The sequence below is a fragment of the Micromonospora chalcea genome (assembly GCF_002926165.1).
GTDB lineage: Bacteria > Actinomycetota > Actinomycetes > Mycobacteriales > Micromonosporaceae > Micromonospora > Micromonospora chalcea.
On sequence record NZ_MAGP01000046.1, the window covers coordinates 97,752 to 115,185 of the forward strand.

Below are 17,434 nucleotides of genomic sequence, written 5' to 3' on the forward strand. Positions count from 1 at the left end.
ACGACCACGAGCAGGACGGATACCCATGAGCGACCACATCCTCGAGATGCGTGGCATCACGAAGACCTTCCCCGGGGTCACCGCGCTGCAGGACGTCTCGCTCGCCGTACGGCGCGGCGAGATCCACGCGATCTGCGGCGAGAACGGCGCCGGCAAGTCCACCCTGATGAAGGTGCTGTCCGGGGTCTACCCGGCGGGCAGCTACGACGGCCAGATCGTCTTGGACGGCGAGCAGGTCGGCTTCCGGGGCATCCAGGACAGCGAAGCGCGCGGCATCGTCATCATCCACCAGGAACTCGCGTTGGTGCCGTACCTGTCGATCGCCGAGAACATCTTCCTCGGTAACGAGCGCCGGGGCCGCGGCGGGCTCATCGACTGGCACCGCACCAACGCCGAGGCCGCGGCGCTGCTGCGGTCGGTCGGGCTGCACGAGAACCCGGTCACCCCGGTCATCCAGCTGGGCGTCGGCAAGCAGCAGCTGGTGGAGATCGCCAAGGCGCTGTCCAAGAAGGTGCGGCTGCTGATCCTCGACGAGCCCACAGCGGCGCTCAACGACGTCGACTCGGCGCACCTGCTCGACCTGATGCGCAGCCTCCGCGACCAGGGCATCACCTGCATCATGATCTCGCACAAGCTCGGTGAGATCACGGCGATCGCCGACTCGACCACCGTCATCCGCGACGGCCGTACCGTCGAGACGCTCGACATGGCCGACGGCGCTGCGACCCAGGACCGGATCATCCGCGGCATGGTCGGGCGCGACCTGGCCACCTTCTACCCGACCCGCGACGTGACCCCCGGCGAGGAGGTGCTGCGGATCGAGGACTGGACGGTGCGGCACCCGACACAGGACCGCCTGGTGGTCGACCGGGCCTCGCTGCACGTGCGCGCCGGTGAGGTCGTCGGCATCGCCGGCCTGATGGGCGCCGGGCGCACCGAGCTGGCCATGAGCGTGTTCGGCCGCGCCTACGGCCGCGACATCAGCGGCCGCCTGTACGTCAAGGGCCGCGAGGTACGGGCGCGCACGGTGGCCGAGGCGATCGCCAACGGCATCGCGTACGCCACCGAGGACCGCAAGCACTACGGCCTCAACCTCATCGACGACGTCCGGGGCAACATCTCGGCCGCCGCGCTCGACAAGCTCGCCCGCAACGGCTGGATCGACGGCAACCGGGAGATCCAGGTCGCCGAGCAGGGACGGCGCGACATGAACATCAAGGCCCCGACCGTGATGTCGGTGGTGGGCAAGCTCTCCGGCGGCAACCAGCAGAAGGTCGTGCTGGCGAAGTGGCTGTTCACCGACCCGGACGTGCTGATCCTCGACGAGCCGACCCGGGGCATCGACGTCGGCGCGAAGTTCGAGATCTACACGATCGTCAACCGGCTGGTGGCCGAGGGCAAGGCGGTGGTCCTCATCTCCTCCGAACTGCCCGAGCTGCTCGGCATGTGCGACCGCGTCTACACCCTCGCGGCCGGCCGGATCACCGGGGAGATGCCGGTGCGCGAGGCCACCCAGGAGAACCTGATGGAACTCATGACCAAGGACAGGGATCTCGTCCGATGACCAGCACGAAGCCCACGCCCCAGAAGGTCGCCGCGCCCGACACCGGCGCGGCCGCGAGCCTGCACACCGGCACCAGCGACCCGCGCACGCTGATCCTCGGCAACCTGCGGCAGAGCGGCATCTACATCGCCCTGGTGGTGATCGTCGCGCTGTTCGCGGTCCTCACCGACGGTGTCTCGCTCAGCCCCGGCAACCTGACCAACATCGTGCTCCAGTACTCCTACATCCTGGTGCTCGCGATCGGCATGGTCATCGTGATCATCGGCGGCCACATCGACCTGTCCGTGGGATCGGTGGTGGCGCTCACCGGAGCGGTCTCCGCGGTGCTCGTCATCCGGGAGGGCATGCCCTGGTGGGCCGGCGTGCTGGCCGCGCTCGCGGTGGGCGTCGCGGTCGGCGCGTGGCACGGCCTCTGGGTCGCGTACGCCGGGATCCCGGCCTTCATCGTCACCCTGGCCGGCATGCTCCTGTTCCGCGGCCTCACGCTGCGGGTGCTGGACAACATCTCGCTGTCGCCGTTCCCCGAGGAGTACCAGCGGGTCGCCGCCGGCTTCCTCAACGGACTGCTGGGCGGCGAGGGCTACGACGCCTTCACGCTGTTCATCGGCGCGTTCGCCGTCGTCGGGTACGCGGTGGCCGTGTTCCGGACCCGCGTCGCCCGGGTGCGCCACGAGCAGCCGGTGGAGTCGTTCCCGCTGTTCGTCCTGCGGATCGTGGTGGTCGGCGCCGTGGTCATGTGGTTCGCCTGGCAGCTCGCCAACGCCCGCGGCCTGCCGATCGTGCTCATCGTGCTGGCCGTGCTGGTGCTGATCTACGGCCTGCTCACCCGCCGTACCGTGTTCGGCCGGCAGGTGTACGCGATCGGCGGCAACCTGCCCGCGGCGATGCTGTCCGGCGTCCGGGTGAAGCGGGTCAACTTCTGGATCTTCGTCAACATGGGCTTCCTGTCCGCCGTGGCGGGCGTGATCTACTCGTCCCGGTCCAACGGCGCCCAGCCGGCCGCCGGCAACATGTTCGAGCTGGACGCGATCGCGGCCGCCTTCATCGGCGGCGCGGCGGTCACCGGCGGGGTCGGCACGGTGGTCGGCGCCATGGTGGGTGGCCTGATCATGGCGGTGATGAGCAACGGGATGCAGCTCATGGGCGTCGACCAGTCCGTCCAGTCGGTGGTGAAGGGTCTCGTCCTGCTCGTGGCGGTGGCGTTCGACATCTGGAACAAGCGCCGGGCGGCCGGCGCCCGGTGACGGCCGGCCGGACGCTCGCCCCTTCGTCCGGCCGACCGCCGTTCACCGGCCGCAGCCGCTCACGCCCGGCTCCACCGTTGGTTGGCGTTGCCGTGGCAGGTCCAGACGATCACCCGGGTGCCGTTGGCGGTGCCCGCGTTGTCGACGTCCAGGCACAGCGACGGGAAGCGCACGTTGCTCACCGTGCCGTTGCCGTTGATGGTCCACTGCTGGTTGGTGCCGCCGTTGCAGTCCCAGATCTGCACCCGGGTGCCGGCGGTCGCGTTCGTCGGCACGTCCAGGCACTTGCCGAGCACCTGCAACGCCTGCCCGTTGGCCGTGAACTGCTGGTTGGCGTTGTTGTGACAGTCCCAGATCAGGGTGCCGGTGCCGTTGGCGGTGCCGGCGTTGTCGACGTCGAGGCACCGGCCGGACGACTCGCTGCGCAGCCGGAACGTGGTCGGGACCGGTGGCGGGGTGGTGGTGCCGCCGCCGCTGACCCGGTAGACCACGGTGCCGTGCGCGGGCACGCTGGCGGAGATCGTGCCGGTGCTGGTGGAGGTGGCGTCGGTCCAGGCGTCGCGCAGCGTGAACGAGCTGCCGCTCTTGCCGATCGCCGCCGCCGTGGTGGAGACGGTGGTGGTCGAGCTGCCCTGGTTGAACAGGGCGACCGCCACGTCTCCGTTGGCCAGCGGCTTGGCCAGCACCCGCCGGGTGCCGTCGAAGGAGACCTGGACCGCCTGGCGGCCGAGCGTGTCCTGGTTGATCGCGACCAGGTTGGCGTTGCGCAGGATCGCCAGTGTGGCCGCGTTCGTCGAGCGGACGTCGTGGCCCATCATCAGCGGTGCCGCCAGCATCGACCAGAGCGCGAAGTGGCTGCGCATCTCGGTGTCGTTCATGCCTCCTCGGCCGACTTCGAGCATGTCCGGGTCGTTGAAACCGCCGGGGGCGGCGTACCCGGCCAGGGGCACCGTCACGTCGACGATGTTCTGGATGCCCATCGGGTATCCGTTGGTCTGGCCGGTGTTCCACGCGTTGGTGATGTCCTCGGTGGTCCGCCAGAGGTTCGCCACGTCGCTCCAGTTGCGCTGCGGCCCGGTCTTGGCGTGGTAGCTGTTGGGGTTGATGCTGTAGACGATCGGCCGGCCGGTGGAGGCCAGCGCGTCGCGCATGATGCCGAACCGCGCCACCTGGTCGTTTATCGTCCCGGTGCCGGAGCACCAGTCGTACTTGAGGTAGTCCACGCCCCACGCGGCGAACTGCCGCGCGTCCTGGTACTCGTGGTTGAGGCTGCCGGTGGCGCCGGGGAACGCGCCGCCGACCTGGGCGCAGGTCTTGTCCAGCGGCACCTGGTAGATGCCGAACAGCAGGCCACGGGCGTGCAGGTAGTCACCGAGAGCCTTCATTCCGCTGGGAAACCGCTGCGGGTGCGCCTGGAGGTTGCCCTGCGCGTCCCGGTTCGGGTTGAACCAGCAGTCGTCCACGACGACGTACTTGTACCCGAGGTCGCGCAGTCCGTTGGCGACGATCGCGTCGGCGGTCTGCTGGATGAGGGTCTCGTTGATGTTGCAGCCGAACGTGTTCCAGGTGTTCCACCCCATCGGCGGCGTACGGGCGACGCCGTTGTCCAGCGCCCGGGCCGGGCGTGGGGCGACTGCCCCGTCGGTGACGGTGGCGGCGAGCGCCACCGCCGCGACACCCAGGACGGCGAGCGTCCGTCGGGTCCATCTGCGCACTGGGTCCTCCTCGGTGGCCGGGCGCCGTCCGTGCCGGTACCCGGAAGGGAGCGGCCCGCCGGTCGCACGGCGTCGCCCGTGGTACACGGGGACGGACGCGGCACGGCAGTTCCACCAGGGCCGATCGGTGCCGGCGGGCGCTCGTGGGTGGTGGGGTTCCGGCGGTCGACGGGGTCGCCGTCCGTCGCCGCCCGGCTGCGGCGCCGGGGTTTCCCGGACAGCGGCGCCACAGTGTGTGGGGATGGCGAAATGTTATCGCTGACATCAAACACTGTAAATAGCCTGGCGACCCTCGGGCGGCTTGCGGCGGCCTGCTGCCGAGAGTGCCGCGGCGAGAAAAAGAGCCGCTGAGCGGCCTTCTGGGCGGCCCCGCGGCGGTATCTGGGCCCTCGGGCCGGGGGAGTCGGGAGCGCCGAGAGAATTTCCGGAAGTTCCATCGATTGTTGTCGCTAACAGGCCGTCTGCCCGAGGTTCGACCGCGCCGTCGGCGTGGATCTCCCGGCCGGCGGCCGGGCCGGTCCGCGCGGGGCGGCGGGCGCCGGTTCCGGGCGCCGCCGCTCGTTACGTAGCTGTTGCCCGGACGTGTCTTGACGGATGTGTATGTGAGCGCTAACACTAACTCCGTGACACGGCGGAGGTGCAAATGAGCGAAGTGGACGCGACCGACCGGTACGTGATCGGGGTCGACTTCGGCACGTTGTCCGGCCGGGCGCTGGTGGTCCGGGTCCGCGACGGCGCTGAACTCGGCACCGCGGTGCACGACTACCGGCACGGGGTCATCGAGACCGCGCTGCCCGACGACGGCCCGGCGTTGCCGCCGGACTGGGCGCTGCAGGACCCCGACGACTACCGCGACGTGCTGCGCCACGCCGTACCGGCAGCGCTCTCGGCGGCCGGTGTGGACCCGGCACTGGTGGTCGGGATCGGCATCGACTTCACCGCCTGCACGGTCCTGCCGACGCTCGCCGACGGCACGCCGCTGTGCGAGATCCCGGAGCTGCGCCACCGGCCGCACGCCTGGGTCAAGCTCTGGAAGCACCACGCCGCGCAGCCGCACGCCGACCGGATCAACGCGCTGGCGCACGAACGCGGCGAGCCGTGGATCGGCCGCTACGGCGGCAAGATCTCGGCGGAGTGGCAGTTCGCCAAGGGGCTGCAGATCCTGGAGGAGGACCCGGAGATCTACCGGCGCGCCGAGCGCTTCATCGAGGCGGCCGACTGGATCGTCTGGCAGCTGTGCGGCGTCGAGACGCGTAACGTCTGCACCGCCGGCTACAAGGGCATCCGGCAGGACGGCCGGTACCCGTCCCCGGACTACCTGGCCGCGCTCGACCCGGACTTCACCGACTTCGTCGCCAAGCTGGACGGTCCGCTGCTGCCGCTGGGCGCGCGGGCCGGCGCGCTCGACGCCCGCGCCGCCGCCTGGACCGGCCTGCCCGAGGGCATCGCGGTCGCGGTCGGCAACGTCGACGCGCACGTCACCGCCGCCGCCGCCCAGGCGCTGCGGCCCGGCCGGCTGGTGGCCATCATGGGCACCTCCACCTGCCACGTGCTCAACGGCACCCACCCGGCCGAGGTGCCGGGCATGTGCGGCGTGGTCGACGGCGGCATCAGCCCCGGCGCCTGGGGCTTCGAGGCCGGGCAGAGCGGCGTGGGGGACATCTTCGGCTGGTTCGTGCGCCACGGCGCCCCGGCCGGATTCGACTCGCACGAGCGGCTCACCGAGGCCGCCGCGGCCCAGCCGGTCGGCGCGCACGGCCTGGTGGCGCTGGACTGGTGGAACGGCAACCGGTCGCTGCTGGTCAACCACGACCTGAGCGGGCTGATCGTCGGGCTGACGCTGGCCACCCGGCCGCCGGACGTCTACCGGGCGCTGCTGGAGGCCACCGCGTACGGCACCCGGATGATCGTCGAAGCGTTCGCCCAGGCCGGAGTGCCGGTCGACGACCTGGTGGTGGCCGGCGGGCTCACCTCCAACCGGCTGCTGATGCAGATCTACGCCGACGTCACGAACCGGCCGCTGAGCATCATCGGCTCCGCCCAGGGGCCGGCGCTCGGCTCGGCCATCCACGCCGCGGTCGCGGCCGGCGAGTACCAGTCGATCCACGAGGCGTCCGCCGCGATGGGACGGATTGAGGAGGCGGTCTACCGGCCCGTACCGGAGAACGTCCGGGCGTACGACGCGCTCTACGCCGAGTACCGCGCGCTGCACGACCACTTCGGCCGCGGCGCGAACGACGTCATGCTGCGCCTGCGGGCGATCCGCAACGCGGCGGTCGACGCCCGCGCCGCCGCACCCTTGGAGGTGGTCGGATGAACAGCCAGGTCGCCGAGCTGCGCGAGACGGTGGCCCGCCTGCACCGCGAGCTGACCCGCTACGGGCTGGTGGCCTGGACCGCCGGCAACGTCTCGGCCCGCGTACCCGGTCAGGACCTGATGGTCATCAAGCCCAGCGGCGTCGACTACGACGACCTGACCGCCGAGTCCATGGTGGTCTGCGACCTGAGCGGCACTGTCGTCGACGGCGGCGGCTCGCCGTCCAGCGACACCGCCGCGCACGCCTACGTCTACCGCGCGATGCCCGAGGTCGGCGGCGTGGTGCACACCCACAGCGGCTACGCCACCGCCTGGGCGGCCCGGGGCGAGGCGATCCCGTGCTGGCTGACCGCGCAGGCCGACGAGTTCGGCGGGGAGATCCCGGTCGGGCCGTTCGCGCTGATCGGCGGCGACGACATCGGCAAGGGGATCGTCAGCACGCTGTCCGGGCACCGCTCGCCCGCGGTGCTCATGCGCAACCACGGCGTGTTCACCATCGGCCGGGACGCCCGGGCGGCGGTCAAGGCCGCCGTGATGTGCGAGGACGTCGCCCGCACCGCGCACCTGGCCCGAGCGCTCGGGCAGCCGCTGCCGATCGCGCCGGCCGACATCGACTCGCTCTACGACCGTTACCAGAACGTCTACGGCCAACGCCCGCCGGCGCCCTGACCCCGGACCGGGCGCCGCGCACCCACCCCACCACCACACCCGGACGCACCGGCTCCCCGCCGCGCGTCCGGAACATCCAACCCCGGAGGAGAACCGATGAGTACCAGGAGCACGGCCCGCAGGGTCATCGCCGCGCTCGCCGGCGTGCTGCTCGCCGGCAGCATGGCGGCCTGCGGCAACAGCGACACCGGTGGCGATTCCGGTGACGGCAACGACAAGATCGTCCTGGGTTTCTCCCAGGTGGGCGCCGAGAGCGGCTGGCGCACCGCGAACACCACCTCGATCAAGGAAGCGGCCGCCGAGGCCGGCATCGAGCTGAAGTTCGACGACGCGCAGCAGAAGCAGGAGAACCAGATCAAGGCGATCCGCAACTTCATCCAGCAGAAGGTCGACGTGATCGCCTTCTCGCCGGTGGTGGAGTCGGGCTGGGACACCGTGCTCAAGGAGGCCAAGGACGCGAAGATCCCGGTCATCCTGACCGACCGCGCGGTCGACTCGGCCGACAAGTCGCTCTACAAGACGTTCCTCGGCTCGGACTTCGTCAAGGAGGGCCGCCTCGCCGGCGAGTGGCTGGTGGAGCAGAAGAAGGCGGCGTCCGGCCCGGTCAACATCGTCGAGCTGCAGGGCACGACCGGCTCGGCCCCGGCCAACGACCGGAAGAAGGGCTTCGCCGAGGCGATCGCCGCCAACCCCAACCTGAAGATCGTCGCGTCGCAGTCGGGTGACTTCACCCGGGCCGGCGGCAAGCAGGTCATGGAGCAGTTCCTCAAGGCCAACCCGAAGATCGACGTGCTCTTCGCGCACAACGACGACATGGGCCTGGGCGCGCTCGAGGCGATCAGCGCGGCGGGCAAGACGCCCGGCAAGGACATCACCATCATCACCGTCGACGCGGTGAAGGACGGCATGCAGGCCCTCGCGGACGGCAAGTTCAACTTCATCGCCGAGTGCAGCCCGCTGCTCGGCCCGCAGCTGATGGAGCTGGTCAAGAAGGTCAAGGCCGGCGAGGAGGTCCCCGCCCGGATCGAGACCGAGGAGACCACCTTCACCCAGGAGCAGGCCAAGGAGGCACTGCCCAACCGCAAGTACTGACCCACCCCGGGGGTCGCCGTCGCGAGACGGCGGCCCCCGTGCCACCACCGTCTAGAAGAGGTCCGATGGGATGACGGGTAACCGTCCGGTCCTGACCATGACCGGCATCAGCAAGACCTTCCCCGGGGTCCGCGCGCTGCACGACGTCGACTTTCGGCTGTTCCCGGGCGAGGTCCACGCCCTGATGGGTGAGAACGGCGCCGGCAAGTCCACCCTGATCAAGGTGCTGACCGGCGTCTACGGGACCGATGCGGGCGTCATCACCCTCGACGGCGAGCAGGTCTCGTTCAGCGGGCCGATGCAGGCCGCCGCGGCCGGCGTCAGCACCGTCTACCAGGAGGTCAACCTCTGCACCAACCTGTCGGTGGCGGAGAACGTCTTCATCGGCCGCGAGCCGCGCCGGCTCGGCGCGGTGCGCTGGGGCGAGATGCGCCGGCGGGCCCGCGACCTGCTGGCCCGGCTCGACCTCGACCTCGACGTCTCCGCGCCGCTGGGCACGTACTCGCTCGCGGTGCAGCAGATGGTCGCCATCGCCCGGGCGATCGACGTGCAGGCCCGGGTGCTGATCCTGGACGAGCCGACGTCCAGCCTGGACGCCGGCGAGGTGGCGCAGCTGTTCCGGATCATGCGCCAGCTCCGTGACGAGGGCATCGCGATCCTGTTCGTCACGCACTTCCTCGACCAGGTCTACGGCATCGCGGACCGCATCACGGTGTTGCGCAACGGCACGCTGGTGGGGGAGTACCGCACCGAGGAGCTGCCGCAGTTCAGCCTGGTCGAGAAGATGATCGGGCAGGAGCTGGACGTGCTGGAGCGGCTCGACGAGCAGCAGAAACGCGCCACCGTCGACACCGCTGACGAGGCCCCGCTGGTGGACGCCGACGGGCTGGGCCGGCGTGGCGCGGTCGCCCCGTTCAGCCTGCGCATCCACGCCGGTGAGGTGGTCGGCCTGGCCGGACTGCTCGGCTCCGGCCGTACCGAGGTGGCGCGGCTGATCTTCGGCGCGGACCGGGCCGACCACGGCCAGGTCCGGCTCGACGCCGGCCGGGCGCCGGTGCGCAACCCGATCCAGGCCATCGGCCAGGGTGTCGGCTTCTGCTCGGAGAACCGGCGGGCCGAGGGCATCGTCCCGGAGCTGACGGTCCGGGAGAACATGATCCTGGCGATGCAGGCCGCGCGCGGCTGGCTGCGTCCGATCCCGCGCCGCCGCCAGGACGAGCTGGTCCGCCGGTACGTCGAGGCGCTGAGCATCCGCCCGGCCAACCCGGAACTGCCGGTGCGCAACCTGTCCGGCGGCAACCAGCAGAAGGTGCTGCTGGCCCGCTGGCTCATCACCGAGCCGCGCCTGCTCATCCTGGACGAGCCGACCCGCGGCATCGACGTCGGCGCGAAGGCCGAGATCCAGAAGCTGGTGGTGCAGCTCTCCGACGGCGGCATGGCGGTGCTGTTCATCTCCGCCGAGCTGGAGGAGGTGCTGCGCCTGAGCCACCGGGTCGCGGTCATGCGCGACCGCGAGATGGTCGCCCAGCTCGACAACGACGACACGCTCGACGCCGACCGCGTCATGCGCACCATCGCCAGCGGCACCACGCGGAAGGAGGTGACCCGATGACCGCCGTCGCCGCCCGCCTCCGCCCGCTCACCGGCCACCGCCTGTTCTGGCCGGCGCTGGTGCTCGTGGTGATGCTCGCCGCGAACACCGTCTACCGTCCCGGCTTCCTCGCCGTCGAGGTCAAGAACGGCCACCTGTACGGCACGCCCATCGACATCCTGCGGCTGAGCGCGCCGCTGATCCTGGTCGCGCTCGGGATGACGCTCGTCATCGCCACCGGCGGCATCGACCTGTCCGTCGGGTCGCTCTGCGCCATCAGCGGCGCGATCGCCTGCCTGCACATCAGCGGGGCGGCCGACCAGAACAGCCCGGCCACGGTGGCCACCGCGCTGGCGCTGGCCTTCGGCGCCGCGCTGGTGCTCGGCGCGTGGAACGGCGTGCTCGTGGCGGTCATGGGCTTCGAGCCGATCATCGCCACGCTGATCCTCATGGTGGCCGGCCGGGGCATCGCCCAGCTGGTCACCGAGGGGCAGATCATCACGATCAACTCCGGGCCGTACCGGGCGATCGGGCTCGGGCACTTCCTGACGCTGCCGCTGGCCATCCTGATCGCGCTCGCCGCCGCGCTGCTGGTGGCCGCGTTCACCCGGCGTACCGCGCTCGGCCTGATCGTCGAGTCGGTCGGCGGCAACGCCGAGGCCAGCCGGCTGGCCGGCATCCGGTCGCGGCGCATCGTCTTCCTCGTCTACGTGATCAGCGCCGCCTGCGCCGCGCTCGCCGGCTTCATGGTCACCGCGAACGTGTCCAGCGCGGACGGCAACGCCGCCGGCCTGTGGATCGAGCTCGACGCGATCCTGGCGGTCGTGATCGGCGGCACGTCGCTCGCCGGGGGCCGGTTCTCCCTCGGCGGCACCGTCCTCGGCGCGCTGATCATCCAGACCCTGACCACCACCGTGTACGCCATGAACATCTCGCCGCAGACGTCGCTGCTGTTCAAGGCGGTCGTCGTCATCGCCGTCTGCCTCGTGCAGGCCCCGGCGTTCCGCGCCCGGCTGCGCCGGCGGCGGCGCGGGACCGAGCCCGGGCCGGCGGCGCCGCAGCGGGAGAAGGAGCAGGTGCCGGCATGAGCAGCACGTCGTTGACCACCGGCCGCTCCTGGCGGCCCAGCCTGCCCCGGCGGCACGTCCCGGTGCTGGCCACGCTCGCCCTGCTGCTCGTCATGTACGGCATCGGCGTGTCCCAGTACCGCGCGTTCTCCAACATCCAGGTCGTCTTCAACGTCTTCATCGACAACGGCTTCCTGCTCGTGGTCGCGGTCGGCATGACGTTCGTGATCCTCACCGGCGGCATCGACCTGTCCGTCGGCTCGGTGGTCGCGATGACCGCGATGGTGTCGGCGTCGCTGTTGCGCGACGGCCTGCCCGCGGCGCTGGTGCTGGTCATCGCGCTGCTGATCGGCCCGACGCTGGGCTTCCTGATGGGCTGCGCGATCCACTTCTTCGAGATCCAGCCGTTCATCGTCACACTCGCCGGGATGTTCTTCGCCCGCGGCATGTGCACGTTCATCAGCGACTCCTCGATCTCCATCACCGACGGCTTCTGGACGTCGATGTCGCAGCAGCGCATCGGCGACCCGGCCGGCAACTTCGTCTCGATCAGCGTGCTCATCGCGTTCGCGGTGGTGCTGATCGCGGCGTACGTGCTGGCGTACACCCGGTTCGGCCGCAACGTGTACGCGGTCGGCGGCAACGCGCAGTCGGCGCTGCTGATGGGCCTGCCGGTGGCGCGGACCCGGATCGCCGTCTACACGATCAGCGGGCTCTGCTCGGCCATCGGCGGCATCCTGCTGTCGTTCTACACGCTCTCCGGCGCGCCGCTGATCGCCGTCGGGATGGAGCTGGACGTGATCGCGGCTGTGGTGATCGGCGGCACCGTGCTCACCGGCGGTTCCGGGTACGTCTTCGGCACCGTGCTCGGCGTGCTGGTGCTCGGCGTGATCCAGACCCTGATCACGTTCGACGGCAGCCTCAACTCCTGGTGGACCAAGATCGTGATCGGCGGGCTGCTCTTCGCGTTCATCCTCCTCCAGCGCCTCATCGGCATCCGGTTCAAGTGACGGTTCCTAGCGCGGAAGGCAACAACATGGCAACTCACCCCCAGCCCGAGGTCTGGTTCCTCACCGGCAGCCAGGGCCTGTACGGCGAGGACACCCTGCGGCAGGTCGCCGAGCAGTCCCGGCAGATCGCCGCGCGCCTGGACTCCTCGCCGGACATCCCCGTCCGCGTGGTCTGGAAGCCGGTCCTCACCTCCAGCGCGGACATCCTGGCGGTGTGCCGGGACGCGGCCGTGCAGGGCGCGGTCGGGGTGATCGCCTGGATGCACACGTTCTCCCCGGCCAAGATGTGGATCTCCGGGCTGGACGCGCTACGGACGCCGCTGCTGCACCTGCACACGCAGGCGAACGTGGCGCTGCCGTGGGACGAGATCGACATGGACTTCATGAACCTCAACCAGGCCGCGCACGGCGACCGGGAGTTCGGGTTCGTCCAGACCCGGCTCGGGGTGGCCCGCAAGACCGTCGCCGGCCACGTCACCGACCCGCGCGTCGTCGGCCGGGTCGCGGCCTGGGCCCGGGCCGCCGTCGGCTGGTCGGCGCTGCGGACGCTGCGGCTGGCGCGCTTCGGCGACAACATGCGCGACGTCGCGGTCACCGAGGGGGACAAGGTCGAGGCGGAGCTGCGCTTCGGCGTATCGGTGAACACCTACGGCGTCAACGACCTCGTCGCGGCCGTCGACCAGGTGGCGGACGCGCAGGTGGACGACCTGGTCAAGGAGTACGACGACACCTTCCGGGTGGCGCCGGAGCTGCGGCCCGGCGGGGACCGGCACGACTCGCTGCGGTACGCGGCGCGCCAGGAGCTGGGCCTGCGCGCGTTCCTGGAGGCCGGCGGGTTCCGGGCGTTCACCACGAACTTCGAGGACCTCGGCGGGCTGCGCCAGCTTCCCGGGATCGCGGTGCAGCGCCTGATGGCCGACGGCTACGGCTTCGGCGGCGAGGGCGACTGGAAGACCTCGGTGCTGGTGCACACGCTCAAGGCGATGGCCGTCGGGGTGCCGGGCGGCACCTCGTTCATGGAGGACTACACCTACGACCTGACGTTCGGCCAGGAGCTGATCCTCGGCGCGCACATGCTGGAGGTGTGCCCGAGCATCGCCGCCGACGTGCCGAGCGCGCAGGTGCATCCGCTGAGCATCGGCGGGCGGGAGGACCCGGTGCGCCTGGTCTTCGACGCCGCGCCCGGCGCGGCCGTGGTGCTGGGCATGGCGGACATGGGGGAGCGGTTCCGGCTGGTGGCCAACGCGGTGGACGTGGTGCCGCCGCCGCACCCGCTGCGCCGGCTGCCGGTGGCGCGCGCGGTCTGGCGTCCGCAGCCCGACCTGGCCGGCTCGGCGGAGGCGTGGATCACCGCGGGCGCGCCGCACCACACCGTGCTCTCCCAGGCCGTCGGCGTGGAGGAGCTGCGTGACCTGGCGGCGATGGCCCGGACCGAGCTGGTGGTCATCGACGCGGAGACGCGCCCGCACCGCTTCGCCGACGAGCTGCGCTGGAACCAGGCGTACTACCGGCTCGCCCGGGGCTTCTGAACCCCCTCGCCGCCCGCCGCGCCGACCCGCGTGGCGGGCGGCGTGTTACGCCTTGACGAACGCCATGTTATCGCTCACAGTCGATGGATAGGGTCACCGGCACCGCTCGCGGGCCGTTCCGGGCGCGATCTGCGCCGCAGTTGCCAGGGATCCGACTCCCGCCTGGGTGGGCATCGCTGTTAGCGATAACGCCGACGTCGTCGGCGCGCGTCGCCGTGCCCGGGCTCCGGTCGACGAAGGAGGATCATGGTGACGGCTCGACTGTCCCGTGGACGTGGACGCCTGTCCCGGCTGCTGGCCGGGGTGGTGGCGCTGCTTGTCGGTGGCGTGGTGGTGGGCGCCGTGCCCGCGCCCGTCTCCGCGGCCACCGTGGACACCAGCGCGTACTACGTGCTGGTGAACCGCAACAGCGGCAAGGCGCTGGACCTGTACAACCAGGCGACGAACGACGGCGCGCGGATCACCCAGTGGACGCGCAACGACGGCGCCTGGCAGCAGTGGCAGTTCGTGGACTCCGGCGGTGGCTACTACCGGCTGCGCTCCCGGCACTCGGGCAAGGTGCTGGACGTGACCGGCGCGTCCACCGCCAACGGGGCCGCGGTGGTCCAGTGGACCGACCACGGCGGCATCAACCAGCAGTTCCGGCTGGCCGACTCCGACAGCGGGTACGTCCGGCTGATCAACCGGAACTCGAACAAGGCGATGGAGGTGCAGAACGCCTCCACCGCCGACGGCGGCAACATCGTCCAGTACGACGACTGGAACGGCGCGAACCAGCAGTGGCAGCTGGTGCGGGTCGGCGGCAACCCGGGTGACCCGGGCACGCCGAGCGGCAACTTCACCAACCCGGCGGTCTGGCAGGACTTCGCCGACGTCGACATCATCCGGGTCGGCGACGTCTACTACATGTCCGCCTCCACCATGCACTACTCGCCCGGCGCGCCGGTGCTGCGCTCCTGGGACCTGGTGAACTGGGAGTTCGCCGGGCACTCGGTGCCGCGGCTGGAGTTCGGCACCAAGTACGACCTGAGCGCCAGCGAGCAGGCGTACGTGGACGGCATCTGGGCGTCGACGCTGAACTACCGGCCGAGCAACCGCACGTTCTACTGGGCCGGGTGCATCGATTTCGCGCAGACCCACATCTACACCGCCACCGCCGTGGACGGCGCGTGGAGCCGCCTCGCCACCATCCCCAACTGCTACTACGACGCCGGCATGCTGATCGACGACAACGACACCATGTACGTCGCGTACGGCAACGGCACGATCAGCGTGGCCCAGCTGTCCGCCGACGGGCGCAGCCAGGTGCGGGCGCAGCAGGTCTACCAGACGCCGTCGAGCATCGGCACGCTGGAGGGGGCGCGCTTCTACAAGCGCAACGGCGCGTACTACATCTGGCTGACCCGGCCGGCCAACGGCCAGTACGTGCTGAAGTCCACGAACGGCCCGTTCGGCCCGTACGAGCAGCGGCAGGTGCTGCTGAACCTGCCCGGCCCGATCTCCGGTGGCGGCGTGCCGCACCAGGGCGGGCTGGTGCAGACACAGACCGGCGCCTGGTACTACATGGCGTTCACCGACGCCTACCCGGGCGGCCGGATGCCGACGCTGGCGCCGATCACCTGGACCTCCGACGGCTGGCCGCAGCTGCAGACCGTCAACGGGGCCTGGGGCGCGAGCTACCCCAACCCGCTGCCGACCCGCCCGGTCAAGCCGCTCACCGGCACCGACACGTTCTCCGGCACCACGCTCGGCCCGCAGTACGAGTGGAACCACAACCCGGACAACAGCAGGTGGTCGGTGAACAACGGCCTGCGCCTGCAGACCGCCACCGTCACCAACGACCTGTACCGGGCCCGCAACACGCTCACCCACCGCATCCAGGGTCCGACCTCGACCGGCACCATCGAGCTGGACTACTCGACCATGCGCGACGGTGACCGGGCCGGCCTGGCGATGCTGCGGGACAGTTCGGCCTGGATCGGCGTACGGCGGGACAACGGCGCGACCCGGGTGGTGATGACAAACGGTCTGACCATGGGCTCGAACTGGAACACCACGAGCACCGGGACGGAGATCGCCGGCGCGGCGGTGTCCGGCGGGCGGATCTGGTTGCGGGCCAACGCCGACATCCGGCCCGGCTCCGGACGGCAGGCGCGGTTCTCCTACAGCACCGACGGGGTGAACTTCGTGTCGCTGGGCAACGCGCTGACGCTCAACAACGCGTGGCAGTTCTTCATGGGCTACCGGTTCGGCTTCTTCAACTACGCCACGCAATCGCTTGGCGGCGCGGTGACGGTGCGGCAGTTCTCGCTGACGACACCGTGACAACGGTCACCATTCGCGGCCGTTGACACATCTTCCATAGCTCGGGGTGCGGCTCCGGCAATCGCCGGAAATGCCGCACCCCGGGCCCAATTCCACCCGCTCCGAGCTGCCTGTTCGTGCCGCTGCGCAACGGAAGGGAATGAGCCGCCTGTCGATTCCGCGATAATCGGCGCGCCACGGTGGGAACGGTCGATCTGCGGTAGCGATACCGATGGGACCGCTGGCGTAGACTGTCGCCACCCGGGACGGTCCGGTCGAGATCGACCGGGTGTGGCCGCCGCGGGCAGTGGCGAAAGTGAGGTGGCCGTGCGCGGTCCTGCGATGACGGACGTGGCTCGCCTCGCCGGGGTTTCGCACCAGACGGTCTCCCGGGTGCTCAACGGGCATCCCAACGTGCGTGAACAGACCCGGCTGCGGGTCCAGGCCGCCATCACCGAGCTCGGCTACCGGCCCAACCGCGCGGCCCGCGCGCTGGTGACCGGCCGTTCCCAGGTGATCGGCGTGGTCGCGCAGAACACCACGCTGTACGCCCCGGCGTCGCTGCTGGCCGCGCTGGAGCAGACCGCCGCCGAGGCGGGTTTCGCGGTGAGCGTCGGCAGCGTCCGCGACCTCGACCACCGTTCCATCTCGGCGGCGGTGGAGCGGCACCTGGCGCACCGGGTGGCCGGCATAGTGGTGATCGCGCCCGTCGAGTCGGCCGGGGAGGCGCTGGAACGGCTGCCCCACGACGTGCCGCTGGTGACAGTCGACGGCGACCCCCGGCGGCCGATCCCGCTGGTCACCGTCGACCACATCGCCGGCGCCCGGGCCGCCACCGAGCACCTTCTCGCCGCCGGGCACCGCACCGTCTGGCACGTGTCCGGCCCGTCGGACTGGTTCGACAGCGCCGGCCGGATCGAGGGGTGGCGCGAGGCGTTGCGGCAGGCGGGCGCCGAGGTTCCGCCGCTGGTCCCGGCGGACTGGTCCGCTGCCGCGGGTTACCGGTGCGGGCAGATGCTGGCCCGGATGCCGGAGGTCACCGCGGTCTTCACGGCGAACGACCACCTGGCGCTGGGCGTGCTGCGCGCGTTGCACGAGCACGGCCGCCGTGTACCGGACGACATCAGCGTCGTCGGGTTCGACGACGTGCCCGAGGCGGCGTACTTCATTCCGCCGCTGACCACGGTGCGGCCCGACTTCACGGCGGTGGCCGCGGCGAGCCTGGACCTTCTGCTGGCCCAGATCGAGTCGGAGCCGGCCGGCCCGCTGCGCCAGACCATCGCCCCGACGCTGGTCCCGCGCCGAAGCGTGGGCCCACCCCCCACCCGCTGAC

Annotated in this window: 12 protein-coding genes; 11 read left to right on the forward strand and 1 reads right to left on the reverse strand. The window is 70.9% G+C overall.

Annotated elements, in window-relative coordinates; translation table 11 throughout:
* Positions 1 to 25: 25 nt before the first annotated feature.
* Positions 26 to 1,564, forward strand: coding sequence for a multiple monosaccharide ABC transporter ATP-binding protein (mmsA, locus tag BAW75_RS05910; RefSeq protein WP_104112900.1), 1,539 nt, complete (start codon positions 26 to 28; stop codon positions 1,562 to 1,564).
* The gene (gene mmsB / locus BAW75_RS05915; protein ID WP_043323303.1) at positions 1,561 to 2,808 is read left to right on the forward strand and encodes a multiple monosaccharide ABC transporter permease; all 1,248 of its coding nucleotides are present in this window, start codon (positions 1,561 to 1,563) and stop codon (positions 2,806 to 2,808) included. Before mmsA ends, mmsB begins: the two co-directional genes overlap by 4 nt.
* Positions 2,809 to 2,867: 59 nt before the next feature.
* On the opposite strand, the gene BAW75_RS05920 is transcribed toward mmsB, so the two are convergent.
* A complete protein-coding gene (locus tag BAW75_RS05920; protein ID WP_104112901.1) occupies positions 2,868 to 4,523 on the reverse strand; it encodes a glycoside hydrolase family 27 protein in 1,656 nt (551 codons plus the stop codon).
* Positions 4,524 to 5,166: 643 nt separating this feature from the next.
* Here BAW75_RS05920 and araB point away from each other — a divergent pair.
* From araB to BAW75_RS05965, 9 genes are all read left to right on the forward strand, one after another.
* Positions 5,167 to 6,840, forward strand: a complete 1,674-nt coding sequence (gene araB, locus BAW75_RS05925) for a ribulokinase (RefSeq protein WP_104112902.1) — start codon at positions 5,167 to 5,169, stop codon at positions 6,838 to 6,840.
* Positions 6,837 to 7,508, forward strand: coding sequence for an L-ribulose-5-phosphate 4-epimerase (locus BAW75_RS05930; RefSeq protein WP_043323308.1), 672 nt, complete (start codon positions 6,837 to 6,839; stop codon positions 7,506 to 7,508). Before araB ends, BAW75_RS05930 begins: the two co-directional genes overlap by 4 nt.
* Positions 7,509 to 7,604: 96 nt before the next feature.
* On the forward strand, positions 7,605 to 8,600 hold the full coding sequence (locus BAW75_RS05935; protein WP_043323310.1) for an ABC transporter substrate-binding protein: 996 nt from the start codon (positions 7,605 to 7,607) through the stop codon (positions 8,598 to 8,600).
* A 70-nt stretch (positions 8,601 to 8,670) separates the two neighbouring features.
* On the forward strand, positions 8,671 to 10,212 hold the full coding sequence (locus tag BAW75_RS05940; protein WP_104112903.1) for a sugar ABC transporter ATP-binding protein: 1,542 nt from the start codon (positions 8,671 to 8,673) through the stop codon (positions 10,210 to 10,212).
* On the forward strand, positions 10,209 to 11,279 hold the full coding sequence (locus BAW75_RS05945) for an ABC transporter permease (protein ID WP_104112904.1): 1,071 nt from the start codon (positions 10,209 to 10,211) through the stop codon (positions 11,277 to 11,279). The genes BAW75_RS05940 and BAW75_RS05945 overlap by 4 nt, the downstream gene beginning before the upstream one ends.
* Positions 11,276 to 12,268, forward strand: coding sequence for a galactofuranose ABC transporter, permease protein YjfF (gene yjfF, locus BAW75_RS05950; protein ID WP_043323316.1), 993 nt, complete (start codon positions 11,276 to 11,278; stop codon positions 12,266 to 12,268). The genes BAW75_RS05945 and yjfF overlap by 4 nt, the downstream gene beginning before the upstream one ends.
* Positions 12,269 to 12,294: 26 nt before the next feature.
* A complete protein-coding gene (gene araA, locus BAW75_RS05955) occupies positions 12,295 to 13,797 on the forward strand; it encodes an L-arabinose isomerase (RefSeq protein ID WP_104112905.1) in 1,503 nt (500 codons plus the stop codon).
* Positions 13,798 to 14,043: 246 nt separating this feature from the next.
* Positions 14,044 to 16,122: an RICIN domain-containing protein gene (locus BAW75_RS05960; protein ID WP_244206019.1), complete on the forward strand. Its 2,079-nt coding sequence runs from the start codon at positions 14,044 to 14,046 to the stop codon at positions 16,120 to 16,122.
* Between the two features lie 321 nt (positions 16,123 to 16,443).
* Positions 16,444 to 17,433, forward strand: coding sequence for a LacI family DNA-binding transcriptional regulator (locus tag BAW75_RS05965; protein ID WP_208635193.1), 990 nt, complete (start codon positions 16,444 to 16,446; stop codon positions 17,431 to 17,433).
* The last annotated feature ends 1 nt before the right edge of the window (position 17,434 follow it).

What these genes read in the sequence shown, in the direction of transcription:
- mmsA (WP_104112900.1), top strand. Translation starts at nt 26, where the DNA reads ATGAGCGACCACATCCTCGAGATGCGTGGCATCACGAAGACCTTCCCC.
- mmsB (WP_043323303.1), top strand. Translation starts at nt 1,561, where the DNA reads ATGACCAGCACGAAGCCCACGCCCCAGAAGGTCGCCGCGCCCGACACC.
- araB (WP_104112902.1), top strand. Translation starts at nt 5,167, where the DNA reads ATGAGCGAAGTGGACGCGACCGACCGGTACGTGATCGGGGTCGACTTC.
- BAW75_RS05930 (WP_043323308.1), top strand. Translation starts at nt 6,837, where the DNA reads ATGAACAGCCAGGTCGCCGAGCTGCGCGAGACGGTGGCCCGCCTGCAC.
- BAW75_RS05935 (WP_043323310.1), top strand. Translation starts at nt 7,605, where the DNA reads ATGAGTACCAGGAGCACGGCCCGCAGGGTCATCGCCGCGCTCGCCGGC.
- BAW75_RS05940 (WP_104112903.1), top strand. Translation starts at nt 8,671, where the DNA reads ATGACGGGTAACCGTCCGGTCCTGACCATGACCGGCATCAGCAAGACC.
- BAW75_RS05945 (WP_104112904.1), top strand. Translation starts at nt 10,209, where the DNA reads ATGACCGCCGTCGCCGCCCGCCTCCGCCCGCTCACCGGCCACCGCCTG.
- yjfF (WP_043323316.1), top strand. Translation starts at nt 11,276, where the DNA reads ATGAGCAGCACGTCGTTGACCACCGGCCGCTCCTGGCGGCCCAGCCTG.
- araA (WP_104112905.1), top strand. Translation starts at nt 12,295, where the DNA reads ATGGCAACTCACCCCCAGCCCGAGGTCTGGTTCCTCACCGGCAGCCAG.
- BAW75_RS05960 (WP_244206019.1), top strand. Translation starts at nt 14,044, where the DNA reads ATGGTGACGGCTCGACTGTCCCGTGGACGTGGACGCCTGTCCCGGCTG.
- BAW75_RS05965 (WP_208635193.1), top strand. Translation starts at nt 16,444, where the DNA reads ATGACGGACGTGGCTCGCCTCGCCGGGGTTTCGCACCAGACGGTCTCC.